The 13,815-nt window shown below is 63.1% G+C and carries 12 protein-coding genes and 1 pseudogene; 10 read left to right on the plus strand and 3 right to left on the minus strand.

Going from position 1 to position 13,815, the window contains the following annotated elements; translation table 11 throughout:
* From ACPEH8_RS11740 to ACPEH8_RS11775, 8 genes and pseudogenes are all read left to right on the plus strand, one after another.
* Positions 1 to 396: pseudogene (locus ACPEH8_RS11740) on the plus strand (type VI secretion system tip protein VgrG); the annotation flags it as partial.
* A complete protein-coding gene (locus ACPEH8_RS11745; RefSeq protein ID WP_166472466.1) occupies positions 389 to 2,026 on the plus strand; it encodes a hypothetical protein in 1,638 nt (545 codons plus the stop codon). The pseudogene ACPEH8_RS11740 and the gene ACPEH8_RS11745, both read left to right, overlap by 8 nt.
* A 5-nt stretch (positions 2,027 to 2,031) precedes the next feature.
* Positions 2,032 to 3,144 carry a hypothetical protein gene (locus ACPEH8_RS11750; RefSeq protein WP_262071505.1) on the plus strand — a complete coding sequence of 371 codons (1,113 nt, stop codon included), beginning with the start codon at positions 2,032 to 2,034 and terminating at the stop codon, positions 3,142 to 3,144.
* Positions 3,141 to 4,274, plus strand: coding sequence for a hypothetical protein (locus ACPEH8_RS11755; RefSeq protein ID WP_166472464.1), 1,134 nt, complete (start codon positions 3,141 to 3,143; stop codon positions 4,272 to 4,274). The genes ACPEH8_RS11750 and ACPEH8_RS11755 overlap by 4 nt, the downstream gene beginning before the upstream one ends.
* 381 nt (positions 4,275 to 4,655) lie before the next feature.
* Positions 4,656 to 5,489, plus strand: coding sequence for a hypothetical protein (locus tag ACPEH8_RS11760; protein ID WP_262071506.1), 834 nt, complete (start codon positions 4,656 to 4,658; stop codon positions 5,487 to 5,489).
* Positions 5,490 to 5,534: 45 nt separating this feature from the next.
* The gene (locus ACPEH8_RS11765; protein WP_423666853.1) at positions 5,535 to 5,963 is read left to right on the plus strand and encodes a hypothetical protein; all 429 of its coding nucleotides are present in this window, start codon (positions 5,535 to 5,537) and stop codon (positions 5,961 to 5,963) included.
* Positions 5,964 to 6,047: 84 nt separating this feature from the next.
* Positions 6,048 to 6,905 carry a hypothetical protein gene (locus tag ACPEH8_RS11770; protein ID WP_423666856.1) on the plus strand — a complete coding sequence of 286 codons (858 nt, stop codon included), beginning with the start codon at positions 6,048 to 6,050 and terminating at the stop codon, positions 6,903 to 6,905.
* 331 nt (positions 6,906 to 7,236) lie between these two features.
* Positions 7,237 to 7,398 (plus strand): hypothetical protein, encoded by a 162-nt coding sequence (locus tag ACPEH8_RS11775; protein WP_168355658.1) that lies wholly within the window; start codon positions 7,237 to 7,239, stop codon positions 7,396 to 7,398.
* Between the two features lie 94 nt (positions 7,399 to 7,492).
* On the opposite strand, the gene aceA is transcribed toward ACPEH8_RS11775, so the two are convergent.
* Together aceA and aceB are read right to left on the minus strand one after the other, a co-directional pair.
* Entirely contained in the window at positions 7,493 to 8,785 is a 1,293-nt protein-coding gene (gene aceA / locus ACPEH8_RS11780; protein WP_017357430.1) for an isocitrate lyase, read from the minus strand.
* A 160-nt stretch (positions 8,786 to 8,945) separates the two neighbouring features.
* Entirely contained in the window at positions 8,946 to 10,577 is a 1,632-nt protein-coding gene (gene aceB, locus ACPEH8_RS11785) for a malate synthase A (protein ID WP_017357431.1), read from the minus strand.
* Positions 10,578 to 10,685: 108 nt separating this feature from the next.
* On the opposite strand from aceB, the gene ACPEH8_RS11790 reads away from it, so the two are divergent.
* Positions 10,686 to 11,654 carry a LysR family transcriptional regulator gene (locus tag ACPEH8_RS11790; protein WP_423666859.1) on the plus strand — a complete coding sequence of 323 codons (969 nt, stop codon included), beginning with the start codon at positions 10,686 to 10,688 and terminating at the stop codon, positions 11,652 to 11,654.
* 10 nt (positions 11,655 to 11,664) lie between these two features.
* Entirely contained in the window at positions 11,665 to 12,567 is a 903-nt protein-coding gene (locus ACPEH8_RS11795) for a LysR substrate-binding domain-containing protein (protein WP_017357433.1), read from the plus strand.
* Here ACPEH8_RS11795 and ACPEH8_RS11800 read toward each other — a convergent pair.
* Entirely contained in the window at positions 12,557 to 13,798 is a 1,242-nt protein-coding gene (locus ACPEH8_RS11800) for an MFS transporter (protein WP_262071509.1), read from the minus strand. The two genes, ACPEH8_RS11795 and ACPEH8_RS11800, sit on opposite strands and share 11 nt — an antisense overlap.
* Between the last annotated feature and the right edge of the window lie 17 nt (positions 13,799 to 13,815).

The raw sequence follows: 13,815 nt of genomic DNA on the forward strand, positions 1-13,815 counted from the left end.
AACAGCGCGATCACGCTGGAAGGCGGCAACATCACTTTCAGCTGCCCGGGCACGTTTACCGTCAAGGCCGGGCAGCATCCGTTCATGGGCGGGGAGAAGAACGAAGCCTTCCTGCCGCCGCTACCGGACGGCACACAGCAACTCACTCATTGGATAGCACTGAACTACATGGACGTAGACACGCAGCAGGCTATGGCCGGTACGCCATACGAAATTCACTTCGACAACGGCGCCACCATTACCGGCAGGCTCGACGCGGATGGCAAGGCGCACCACGGTCCCATCCCTAACAGGAAGGTCGCCAAGGTGATCTATCAGGCGCGCGAACCGAACAAGGACAACGCCTGGCCCGCGCTTGAGCTGATCGCCGCTGCCAAGGAAGGTGGTCATGGCTGACGGCGGGGTTGACCGCCCCAACCAGGCCGCACCGGTCACGCTGCAGCAGCTCCGCGAAGCCCTCGCATTCGTCACCGATCAGTACAGCGCTGTAGCTGACGGAACCAAGAACGTCTTTGTCTGGCTGTGGGAGGCCATCCAGGGCGACTTCAACGAGCAGCGCACCACCGGTCAGATTGCCTTCGACACCGCCGTCTCGATGATTCCCGGCGTGGACCAGGTCTGCGACGTACGCGACATCATCGCAAGCTGCAAACAGATCAACAAAGACAGCAGCGACACCTGGGCCTGGGTCGGGCTGGTGCTGTGCCTGATCGGGTTGATCCCTACCGTCGGCTCCCTGCTGAAGGGCGTGCTGAAGATCTTCTTCCTCTACGTCCGCCGCTTCGGCCTCAATCACGTCGCCCGCGCCGTGGACGAAGCGATGGACTGGGTCATCACCTTCCTCCGCCGTCGCGAGGTGATGAAGTACTGGAAGTCGCTCAAGTGGGATCGTCTGTTCCACGAACTGGCGAATCAGACCCGTATCGTACGTGCCCTGGTCAGCCCCAAGATCCTGCTGGACGCCTTTGATCGCGCCATCAGCCTGATGGACAACCTGCTCGGCTTCGTCAAGAACATCCCCTTCATTGGACCCGCCGCGCAGGACACCATCAAGCTGGTGAAAGACGTCAAGGCCCTGGCGACAAAGAAGATCAGCGCCCATACGGCCCCCGCGCTGAAAATCCTGGACGAGATCATTCGTCGCCTTGAGATCGAGGATCTGGTACAGCGCCGCGGCGTTCTTGACGCGGGGAATGTGCATTTCACGGGAACGCTGCCGGAAGCGCGTGCGGTTACATTGATGCGGCAAGCAAGTCCGCCGCCCCGCTGGCTAAGCACAGGAAACATCTCAAGGAATACGCCCATAGCTCCTAAAGATGTGCGTGCACAAGTCGATCAAGCATCCAATGATCATGACTATCTGAAACTCACCAACTCTCAGATTCGGAGCTTCTCCACTTTAGAAGCAGTAGAACTCAACGGCCCGCTCAAACTGTATCGAGTCGTTTCTCCAAGTAACTTTGCTGCCAGTGCCGACTGGATGTCAGAAGACGTTTTCAAGAAAATCATGCGATCTGACGACCCGAAATCAGACTGGCGCAAGTTTCATGCCGTATGGCCCGACTGGAATCCAAACGGTCAGTTCGTCATCTATGAGCTCAAACGCGGCGAAAAGTTAAAGGTTTGGCGCGGGAAATCTGCGGCTCAAGAGAAGGATGAGCTACCCGGACATCACCTTGAAGGAGGTTACGAACAGATCAAGTTCGATAGCAGTGCTCTGTTCGACGAGGAAGGACGTTCTCTGCGAAGTTCAACTGATACCATAAAAACTGCAAAGGACAGCAGCATTTACTACGAAGCGCATCCGCGGACTGGGGCTCTCACCCCCAGCCCTATGACTTATGACGCGTGGAAGGACCTTCCGGCACATGAACAGGCCAGATACCAAAGCCTGCGCACAGAGATCAATCATCCGAAGATCGTGGGTCCGTTCGACACGAACTGGGGAACCAAGGATTTTGACTCGCAGTCGAATGACGTCAGACTTGGCCTACCCTATCTTCCCGGCCAGATAACCAGGAGTTGAACGAAATGTCCAAGAGCCAGCCTGAGCTCAACCCTTGGCACAAGCGTCAGGCGGCACTCTTGTACCACTTCGCCTCAGCAGGTTACCTGAAGGGACTCCTCCCCAAGATCGATGCGCTCATCAGCTTCGCTGACGAAATCGTTGATCAACGAAGTCCTCTCGATGTCGCGGGAGCCGCGCTTGCAGGCTGGAGTTCCGTCAGTACAGCAACTCACTTCTCCACGTTTGCCTACCCTGCACTTGTTGAGTTTCGTGAGAGTGCCATTCACGCGTTGGCAGCACGCGCCTTCCAACGCTACTTTGCCGTTGGTGATAATCAGTGCGCCCGAATGCTCGATGAGTACGCGTATCAGATGACTTGGGCAACCACCGAGCAGGAGAGCGAATTCAGAGCCCGATCTGAGGCGGCCTTCAGGCATGCGGAGAACATCAGCGACATCATCCGCCGACCATTTTCATACACCGATTTCACCTTCTGGATAACGTGGGAACAGGAGAAGGTGGCATTCCCCTCCATTCCCAGCTTCAGAGTCCACACAGATATCCAGGCCCGATCGGGCCATATGCCGCCCAGGACCGGCGTGTACATGCCGGCAGATGATCCATTTGGAGCCCTTCAGTTCGCTTGGACTGGCGGACACGGAGAGTTGGGAGACGCACGTACGCTCAACTCTTTTGGGAGATACGTATTGGATCGAGTGGGTAGGGGGGGGCTGTGGTCCAACGCTGCGCTGCTCCATCAGATCATCAACGAACGCAAGCACAAGAATCTTGTGAGCGAGATGGAACGGTCCAGCGTGTCGCTCGGGCCCTCGACTGTCGCTCGCCACTCCTTTGAAGCGCGCCCGTGTAGATGGTACTTCGTCGAGATGCTGGACGACGAATACGAAGAGATCGACGGCACCTACGCAGGCACAGCGAACGTCGCGACTTCCACTCTCCCTCACAGAGTCGAAGCGGGCCAAGTCGTCCCACAAAGCGGCTGGTGGTACACCCCGGCAAAAATGGGATCACGCCGCTACTTCAAGAAGGATGACCGCTTCCCCGAGTTGAAGGGCAGCGACTACGGCAATGTGCTTTGGATCTGGTCACCCGATCAGTCCGATCCGAAGCTATGAATGAGACTGTAAGTTCATCAAGATATTTGGAGCTCAATTCCTGGCAAAAGCGTCAAGCCACGCTGCTCTACCACTTCTCGTCACTGGCGTATGTGGAAGGCCTTCTAAACAGAATTGATCTGCTCGTCTCTTTCGCTGAATCACTTTTGGAAGAACGCTCCAATCTAGATCCGGCAGGAAGAATGCTCGCGAACTGGCAGCCGATCGACACTGCTGGACACTTCTCAACGTACGCTTACCCTGCTCTGATGGAATTCAGGGAGGGTGTTATCAAGGACATCGCCGCGCGCGCGCATCAGGTTTTTGACATCGCCGGCGAGCGCCAGTGCTCACGCATGCTGGACGAGTATGCGTACCAGATGCCTTGGGCGACTCAGGACCAGGAGGAGCAGTTCAAACATCGTGCCCAGGCTGTCTTTCACTATGCGAGCAAGATCAGCGAAATGATGAGTAGGCCGAGCTTGTGGGACGATTTCGTATTCTGGTCACTATGGCAGGAGGACGGGAAAGGGTTTTCGCACATCCCGAGATTCCGTGTTCGCTCAGACCTTTGTTGCTTCAGCGGCGACACGCCCCCGCGCACGGGCGCGTATGTCCCAGCAGATGATCCTTATGGCTCCTTGCAGTTCGGCTGGACGGGTGGACATGGTGAACTTGGCAATACCTACACGCTTAACCAATTCGGCAAGCTCGCATTGGAGCGTGTTGGCAGGGAAGGACTTTGGGAAGATGTCGACGGACTTCATCGACTGATCAGTGGCCCGGAGGGCCTCCTCCTTCGAAACATCCAACAGCGCGAAAGGTCGCGCCCCCACCTGGCACCCGCAGCTGCATCCCGGGAAAGCTTTGAGGATCGACCTTGCCGTTGGTTCTTTGTTGAGCTGATCGACGATGAGTATGAGGAGATCGACGGCACCTACGCAGGCACGTCGAGCGTCGCGACCGCCACTCGCCCACACAGAGTCGAAGCGGGCCAACAGGTGCCACAGAACGGCTGGTGGTACACCCCGGCCCAAATGGGATCCCGCCGCTACTTCAAGAAGGATGACCGCTTCCCCGAGTTGAAGGGCAGCGACTACGGCAATGTGCTTTGGATCTGGTCGCCCGATCAGTCCGACCCCAAGCTCTGAGCGCGATCATGGGTTCAGGCGCAAATCTGGTGCTCAATCTGTGACACAGGCGTCAGGCCACGCTGCTCTGTCGCTTCGCCTCCCTCCCTTGCCTCAAGGGTCTGCTGGAGCAGATCAATCAGCTGATCGGGTTCGCCGGCAGCACAGCATCCTTGTAGATCGAGGCGATAGTGGACTTCAGAGGTGATTGTGACGATCTCTCCTTGCAGCCTTGAGGCTACGAGGCGCCGAGGTACTTACCACGAACTACTGCGCTGGTTGTCGGACTTGTTGGATGCAGCAGCGTGACCTCGCCCATCCGATTCCCGCGATCACGGAGGTGTTGGCCACCAATGACACGCACATCCACCACATACATATCAGCATGGGCACCGATCAGCCATGAGCCTGCTTTTTCCTTTCGTCCTCGCTGCCGCAGCACTTTCACACGGCCCCTTCGAGATGCTCCCGGAACCGACCGGCCCGATCAACTGCCCCAAGCCGCCTGCAACGATCCGTACGGTGGAGGGCCGCATCTATGAATGTCATCCACAAGAGGGAGAAGATGCTTACCGGGATGTCACCCCACCTGACGAGCAGACGCACTGGAGGATGAGGTTCGGTTCGACACGACTGCCACCGCAGGGAACAGGCAGCTATCACCCGCCCGAAGATTGGCCGTTCCGGGCAATCGTCTCATCAAGCAATCCCGCAGCAATGGCGGCGGAGTACTTCTATGTTTTTGATCGCCGCGGCGTAGTGATCGACTCCAACGATGCGTCGGCTATTGGAGAGCAGTTGATGGAAGTGCGCATCTCCGGCATCCGCCTCTGGCCGCGTGCGAATGTGTTCTACCTCATGCCGCCACCAGACGACAAGGAAAAGCTCAAGTGGACGAGCCCAACCGATCGGATGCGGGATGTGGGCTTCTACGGATTGGTGGTCGATGGAAAGATGCTGTGTCCCGTGCTGGATGAAAGCCTGGTCAGCAGTTGGCCTGGACCAGACATCCCCAACCACCCAGCAGGCACGTACATCAATGGTCACTGCGGCGAGGCCTACCGGATCGAGTCTACCCTCCCGAACGATCCGGACGACAACTTCCGCTACTACGCCTATCCCGGCTTCCGCGCCGGCGGCGCTGCGCTGCGGTGGAGCTTCCAGCGGCATGACGAGCCGGTGCGACCGCTACTTAATCGTCTCGGTGTGTGTGTGGCCTTCTGTCCGCCGAAATAGGCGGGAACCTTTCTCCCACCCCAACGTCCAGTACACCGATCAGCCATGAGCTTTCTCTATCCCTTCGCCCTAGCCGCCGCGTCGATTTCACCGGGTCTATTCGAGACTCTGCCGGGAGAGCAAATGGGCCCGATCAACTGCCCCAAGCCCCCCTCCACCATCCGTACGGTGGAGGGCCGCATCTATGAATGCCATCCGGAAGAGGGAGAGGATGCGTACCGAGATGTCACCCCACCTGACGAGCAGACACACTGGAGGGTGAACTTCGGTTCGACACGACTGCCGCCCCAGGGAACGGGAAGCTATCACCCGCCCGAGGATTGGCCGTTCCGGGCGATCATTTCTTCCCGCAACCCTGCCGCGATGGCCGCGCAGTACTTCTTCGTTTTCGATCGCCACGGCGTGGTGATCGACTCCAACGATGCGTCGGCTATCGGAGAACAGATGATGGAAGTGCGTATCTCCGGCAGTTGACCAAGAACGAGGTAACACCGAGGCGTTCGCTACGGACAACACGCATATCCACCACATCCATATCAGCATGGGCACCGACCAGCCATGAGCTTGCTTCTACCTTTCCTCTTCGCTGCCGCGGGACTCTCTCAGGCTCCCTTTGAGACTCTTCCGTCTGCAGCAATGGGGCCGATCAACTGCCCCAAGCCCCCGGCCACTATCCGCACGGTGGAAGGCCGGATCTATGAGTGCCATCCGCAAGAGGGGGAGAGTGCCTACCGGGATGTCACCCCACCTGACGAGCAGACGCACTGGAGGGTGAACTTCGGTTCGACAAGACTGCCACCCCAGGGGACAGGCAGCTACCACCCGCCCGAGGATTGGCCGTTCCGGGCGATAGTTTCATCCCGCAACCCTGCCGCGATGGCCGCACAGTACTTCTATATTTTCGATCGCCACGGCATGGTGATCGACTCCAACGATGCGTCGGCTATCGGAGAACAGATGATGGAAGTGCGCATCTCCGGCATCCGCCTCTGGCCGCGTGCGAATGTGTTCTACCGCATGCCGCCGCCGGACGACAAGGAGAAGCTCAAGTGGACGAGCCCAACCGATCGGATGCGGAGTGTAGGCTTCTACGGATTGGTGGTCGATGGAAAGATGCTGTGTCCCGTACTGGACGAAAGCCAGGTCAGCAATTGGCCCGGGCCGGACATTCCCCATCACCCAGCAGGCACGTACATCAACGGTCATTGCGGTGAGGCCTACTTGATGACGTCGTATTTAAAGGATGATCCCGATGGCAACTTTCGCAACTACACCTATCCCGGCTTCAGCGCTGGCGGCCTTGAGCTGAGGTGGAGCTTTCAGCGGCATGACGAGCCGGTGCGGCCACTGCTCAACCGCCGCGGTGTTTGTGTGGCCTTCTGTCCGCCCAACGTCCAGCACACCGATCAGCCATGAGCCTGCTTCCATCTTTCTTGTTCGCTGCAGCAGCACTTTCACACGGCCCCTTCGAGACGCTCCCGGAACCGACCGGCCCGATCAACTGCCCCAAGTCGCCGGCAACGATCCGTACGGTGGAAGGCCGCATCCATGAATGTCATCCGCAAGAGGGAGAGGACCTTCGACACCGCCGTCTCGATGATTCCCAGTGTGGACCACGTCTGCGACGTACGCGACATCATCGCAAGCTGCAAACAGATCAACAACGACAGCAGCGACGCCTTGGCCTGGATGGAGCTGGTGCTGTGCCTGATCGGGTTGCCCTACCGTCGGCTCCCTGCTGAAGGGCGTGCTGAAGATCTTCTTCCTCTACGTCCGCCGCTTCGGCCTCAATCACGTCGCCCGCGCCGTGGACGAAGCGATGGACTGGGTCATCACCTTCCTGCGCCGTCGCGAGGTGATGAAGTACTGGAAGTCGATCAAGTGGGATCGCCTGTTCCACGAACGATAGTCCCAATCACCGGACCGCTCCCCCACACAGACAGCGGCGACGGCCCCTCCGACCGACCGCCGCTCCGGCCTTCCCTGGCCGCCCGTGATGCTCCTCAGGCCGCGCGCCCGGCGCTGAACTGCTCTTCTTCCGTCGAACCGCTCAGGGCGGTCGTCGAGGACTGGCCCTGCTGGATCGCCTGGGTGACGGCATCGAAGTAGCCGGTACCAACCTCGCGCTGGTGCTTGACCGCCGTGAAGCCGCGGTCGGCGGCGGCGAACTCGGCTTCCTGCAGTTCCACGAAGGCGCTCATCTGGCGGCGGGCGTAGCCGTGCGCCAGGTTGAACATGGAGTAGTTCAGGGCGTGGAAGCCGGCCAGGGTGATGAACTGGAACTTGTAGCCGTAGGTCGCGATCTCCTTCTGGAAGCTCGCGATGGTGGCGTCGTCCAGATTCTTCTTCCAGTTGAAGCTGGGCGAGCAGTTGTAGGCCAGCAGCTTGCCGGGGAACTTTGCGTGGATCGCCTCGGCGAAGCGGCGCGCGAATTCCAGGTCCGGTTTGCCGGTTTCGCACCAGATCAGGTCGGCGTACGGGGCGTAGGCGAGGCCGCGGCTGATCGCCTGGTCCAGGCCGTTGCGGGTCTTGTAGAAGCCTTCCACGGTGCGCTCGCCGGTGGCGAACGGCTGGTCGTTGGCGTCGATGTCGCTGGTCAGCAGGTCGGCCGCCTCGGCGTCGGTGCGCGCCACCAGCAGGGTGGGCACGCCGAGCACGTCAGCCGCCAGGCGCGCGGCGTTCAATTTCTCGATCGCCTCGCGGGTCGGCACCAGCACCTTGCCGCCCATGTGGCCGCACTTCTTCACCGAGGCCAGCTGGTCCTCGAAATGCACGCCGGCGGCGCCGGCTTCGATCATCGCCTTCATCAGTTCGAAGGCGTTGAGCACACCGCCGAAGCCGGCCTCGGCGTCGGCCACGATCGGCTGCAGGAAGTCGATCTCGTCCTTGCCTTCGGCGTGGTGCAGCTGGTCGGCGCGCAGCAGGGTGTTGTTGATGCGCTTGACCACTGCCGGCACCGAATCGGCCGGGTACAGCGACTGGTCCGGGTACATCTGGCCGGCCAGGTTGGCGTCGGCGGCCACCTGCCAGCCGGACAGGTAGATCGCGTTGAGCCCGGCCTTGACCTGCTGCATGGCCTGGTTGCCGGTCAGCGCGCCGAGCGCGTTGACGAAGTCCTTTTCATGCAGGTACTTCCACAGCTTCTCAGCGCCCAGCCGGGCCAGCGAGTGCTCCACGTGCACGGTGCCGCGCAGGCGGACCACGTCGGCGGCGCTGTAGTTGCGCTGGATGCCGGCCCAGCGCGGGTCGGTGTTCCATTCGTGCTGGATCTGTTCGGCGGTGGGCAGCTTGCTCATGTCGGTTCTCCAGGGGGCATTGGGGCAGCGGGGCAGAGCCCTGCTCTACGGGTATGTGGCAGCGGGGCAGAGCCCCGCTCTACGGGTATGTGGCGGCGGGGCAGAGCCCCGCTCTACGGGTATGTGGCGGCGGGGCAGAGCCCCGCTCTACGGGGATGGGTCAATCGATGCGGTCGTAGGCGGGCAGGGTCAGGAAGTCGGTGAGTTCGTCGCGGCGGCTGAGGTCGGCCAGCAGGGCGATGGCTTCTTCGATGCGCGATGCGCCGGGCAGCGCGCTGCGGTCGCCAAGGCGCGCGGGCAGCTGGGCCAGTGCGGCGTCGAGCAGCGCCAGGTCGATGGCGGTACCGTCGTCCAAGTGCTGTCCGCCGGTATGCAGCCACTGCCACAACTGGCTGCGGCTGATCTCGGCAGTGGCCGCGTCCTCCATAAGGTGGTGGATCGGCACGCAGCCGTTGCCATCCAGCCAGGCCGCCAGGTAGCGCACACACACGTCCACGTTGCCCTCGAAGCCGGCGCGGGTGATGGTGCCGGTCGGGGTGGCGATCAAAGCGTCGCGATCCACCTGCACATCGCGGCGCAGCACCTGGTGCTGGTTTGGCCCGGGCATGTGCGCATCGAAGATCGCCTGGGCCACCGGAATCAGCGCCGGATGCGCGACCCAGGTGCCGTCGTGGCCAGCGCTCACTTCGCGCAGCTTGTCCGCGCGCACCCGTGCCATCGCCTGCTCGTTGGCGGCCGGATCGTGATTGATCGGAATCTGCGCGGCCATGCCGCCCATCGCGTGTGCGCCACGGCGATGGCAGGTCTGGATCAGCAGTTCCGAGTACGCCTTCAGGAACGGCTGGGTCATGGTCACCTGGCCGCGCTCGGGCAGCACCTTGTCGCGATGGCGGCGGAAGGTCTTGATGTAGGAAAAGATGTAGTCCCAACGCCCGCAGTTCAGGCCGACGATGCGGTCGCGCAGCGCATGCAGGATCTCGTCCATCTCGAACACTGCCGGCAGCGTCTCAATCAGCACGGTCACCTTGATCTGGCCGTGCGGCAGGCCGAGCATGCCCTCGATGTGCGACAGCGCGGTTTCCCACAGCGCGGCCTCTTCCATGCTCTGCAGCTTGGGCAGGTAGAAGTACGGGCCGCGCTGGCGGCACATAAGGGTGCGGGCGTTGTGGTACGCGAACACGGCCGCATCGAACAGGCCACCGGCCAGCGGCTGGCCGTCGATGCGCACGTGCTTTTCGTCCAGGTGCCAGCCGCGCGGGCGCACGATCAGCACGGCCTGCTCGTTCAACGGGCGCAGCGCGTACTGCTTGCCGTTGGGCGCGGTATGGGTGAGGTCGCCCCGCACGGCGCCGATCAGCGCCTGCTGGCCCGCCAGCAGGTTGCGCCAGGCCGGGGCGGTGGAATCCTCGAAGTCGGCCATGAACACCTTGGCGCCGGAGTTCAGCGCGTTGATGACCATCTTCGGGTCGGTCGGGCCGGTGATCTCGACGCGACGGTCCTGCAGGGCATCCGGAATGGGCGCCACGGTCCAGTCGTCGGCGCGGATGGCGGCGGTATCCGTCCGGAAGTCGGGCAACCCACCGCCGTCGAAGAAGGCCTGGCGCGCCTGGCGTGCCTGCAGCCTGCGCTGGCGCTCGGGCTCGACCGCACGGTGCAGCGACACCAGCAGCGCCAGTACCCCCGCCGGCAGCAGCGCGGACTGGCCGGCAAGCTGGGTGGTGAGGGCGATGCCCGGCGTGGCCGGGGCGTCGGCAGGGGTGGGCTGGGCGGTGGCGTAAGCGACGGCGGACATGGACGACTCCTGCGGTGCGGTAGGGCTACACCGTGCGCCGACGTATCGATATTTGACAAAACAGTTATTGCAATGCTTTACATAAGTTGTGCTTATACTCGTTACGCCATGCCCACACAGCGCCCCCCAAGTCCCCGGTTTTCCTACAAATCCGATCGGCTGAAACCGCTTCGGGCGTTCTGCCAGACGGTCCGTCTCGGCTCGGTCTCACGGGCAGCCGAGGCGCTGTTTGTGAGCCAGCCGGCCATCAGCCAGCAGTTGCAGGCGCTGGAACGGGAACTGGGGGTGGGTCTGTTCGAGCGCAGCGGGCGCCGGCTGGTGCCCAGCCGTGAAGGCCAGCTGCTGTATGAAATGGCCCAGCCGCTGGTGGAGAACCTGGATGGGCTGGAGGCCAGCTTCCGCGACAAGGTGAAGGGGCTGGACGCCGGCGAGCTCAACATCGCCGCCAACAGTTCGACCATCCTGTACCTGCTGCCGCGCATCGTGGAGCGCTTCCGCCAGCGCCATCCGGATGTGCGGCTGACCCTGCACAACGCGATCAGCGCCGACGGCACCGACCTGCTGCGTAGCGACGCGGCCGACCTGGCGGTGGGCTCGATGACCGACGTGCCGGCCGACCTGAGCTACGCCCCGGCCTACCGCTTCGAGCAGGTGCTGATCACCCCACCCGCGCATCCGCTGGCCACCCTGCCCGAGCTGACCCTGGCCGCGATCTCGGCCTACCCGCTGGTGCTGCCGCCGAAGCGCCAGATCACCTACCGCCTGGTGGACCAGGTGTTCCAGCGGCAGCGCGTTCCCTATACGGTGGCGCTGGAAGTGGGCGGCTGGGAGGTGATCAAGCAGTACGTGGCGATGGGCATGGGCATCTCGATCGTACCGGCGCTGTGCCTCAACGATGCCGACCGCGACCGCCTGGCCACCCGCTCAATGAGCGCCTGGTTCCCCGAGCGCAGCTACGGGGTGATCGTGCGCCGCGGGCGGTTCCTGTCGCCGCAGGCGCGCGCCTTCATCGAGCTGATCCAGCCGGACCTGTTCAGTCCGCGCAGCTATGATGAAAGCGGTCACTCCGAACGCTGACGCGCCTGCCATGTCGATCGAACTGCGCCACCTGCGCTATTTTCTGGCGGTGGCCGATACCCTTCACTTCGGCCGCGCCGCCGAGCGGCTGGGGATGTCGCAACCACCGCTCAGCCAGCAGATCCGTCAGTTGGAAACGCTGCTGGGCGCGCGCCTGTTCCTGCGCACCAACCGCCGCGTGGAACTCACCGATGCCGGGCGCGTGCTGCAGGAGCAGGCCGGCGCGGTGCTGGCGCGGATGGACAAGGCAGTCGACCTCACCCAGCGCGCGCAGCGCGGCGAAACCGGCGAACTGCGCATCGGGCTGACCCGCGCCACGCCGCTGTCCACGCAGATTCCACGGGCGATCTTCGCTTACCGCCAGCAGTTTCCGCAGGTGCAGTTGAAGCTGCGCGAGATGAATACCCTCCAGCAGATCGATGCGCTGATGGCCGGCGAGCTGGATGTCGGGCTGATCCGCAAACGTGCGCTGCCGGCGCCGTTGATGTCGCGCCGGTTGTTCAGCGATCCACTGGCGCTGGTGGTGCACGACCAGCACCCGCTGGTGCGCGGTCTGCCCGCCGATGCGGCAGTGGCGTTGCGGCTGTTCGCGCATGAGCCGTTCGTGGGCTTCCTGCGCGAGGTCGGTGCCGGCATCCATGATCATGTCATCGCGCTGTGCCGCAGCGCCGGGTTCACGCCGCGCATCGTGCAGGAGGCCGGCGAGGCCTCGACGCTGATCAGCCTGGCCGCGTCGGGACTGGGCGTTACGGTGTTGCCGGCCTCGTGCAGTCACATTCAGGTGGACGGTGCGCGCTTCGTCGCGCTCAGCGATCGCGCGGCGAGTTCGGAAGTCCACGTGGCCTGCCGGCGCGGTACGGCATCACCGTTGATCGCGCACTTCACCCGGCTGCTGCAGGACGTCAGCGGCTGAGCGCGAGCACGCCGGTGGCCGGTTGCGTACGGCGTCCCAGGCGCCAGGCGACGGCAGCGCCGGCCACGGTCAGCAGGCCGACGAAGCCGCACACGCCGAGCCAGTCCCAGTGCGTGTAGAACACCCCGCCGAGTACGCCGGCCACGCTGGAGCCGAGGTAGTAGGCGAACAGGTACAGCGCCGATGCGTCGGCGCGCATCGCACCGGCGCGGCTGCCGACCCAGCTGCTGGCCACCGAGTGCCCGCCGAAGAAACCGAAGGTCACCAGCGCGATGCCGGCGGCCATGCAGCCCAGCCACGGCAGCGCCAGCAGCGCGATGCCCAGCGCGATCAGGCCATAGCAGATGCCCAGGACGCGGCTGCGCCCGTAGCGGTTGGCCTGCTGCCCCATCCATGCCGAGCTGAAGGTGCCCACCAGGTAGACGCTGAAGATCAGGCCGACCACGGTCTGGCTGAGGCCATACGGGGGCGCCATCAGGTGGTAGCCGAGGTAGTTGTAGAGGGTGACGAACACACCCATCAGCACGAAGGCGGTGGCGAACAGCAACGGCAGGCCGGGGTCGGCAAACAGGCTGCGCCAGCGCGCCGGCAGTTCACGCAGGCCGCTGCGGCGGCTCTGGAAATGGCGCGACGGCGGCAGTTGGACCCACAGCAGCAGCGTGCTCGCCACCGCGATCAACGAGACCACGCCGATGCCCCAGCGCCAGCCCCAGTGGTCGGCGACGATGCCGGCGATGAGGCGCCCGCTCATGCCGCCGATGGCGTTGCCGCCGATGTACAGGCCCATCGCCAGGCCGAGCGCGCGGCTGTCCATTTCTTCGGCGAGGTAGGTCATGCCCACCGCCGGTACGCCGCTCAGCGCGATGCCGAGCAGCGTGCGCAGCACCAGGAGGGTGGACCAGTCATCCACCATCGCCGTGGCAACGGACAACACGCTGGACGCCAGCAGCGCGGCAACCATCACACTGCGCCGGCCGATGCGGTCGGAGATCAACCCGGCAATCAGCATCGACACCGCCAGCAGGCCGGTGCTGAGCGACAGCGCCAGCGCGCTGCTGGCCGCCGACACGCCGAAGTGGCGGCTGAACTCGGGCAGCAGCGGCTGCACGGTGTAGAGCAGACCGAAGGTGGAGAAGCCCGCCAGGAACAGGGCGGCAGCCGTGCGCCGGAACGCCGGCGTGCCCTGCACGATGTGGGAGGTGGGCGTCAGGGCTGCGGTGTCGCCGTTCATTGCGTCAGGGCCCAGGG

The sequence above is a fragment of the Stenotrophomonas sp. NPDC077461 genome (genome assembly GCF_049545475.1).
GTDB classification, from domain to species: Bacteria; Pseudomonadota; Gammaproteobacteria; order Xanthomonadales; family Xanthomonadaceae; genus Stenotrophomonas; species Stenotrophomonas nematodicola.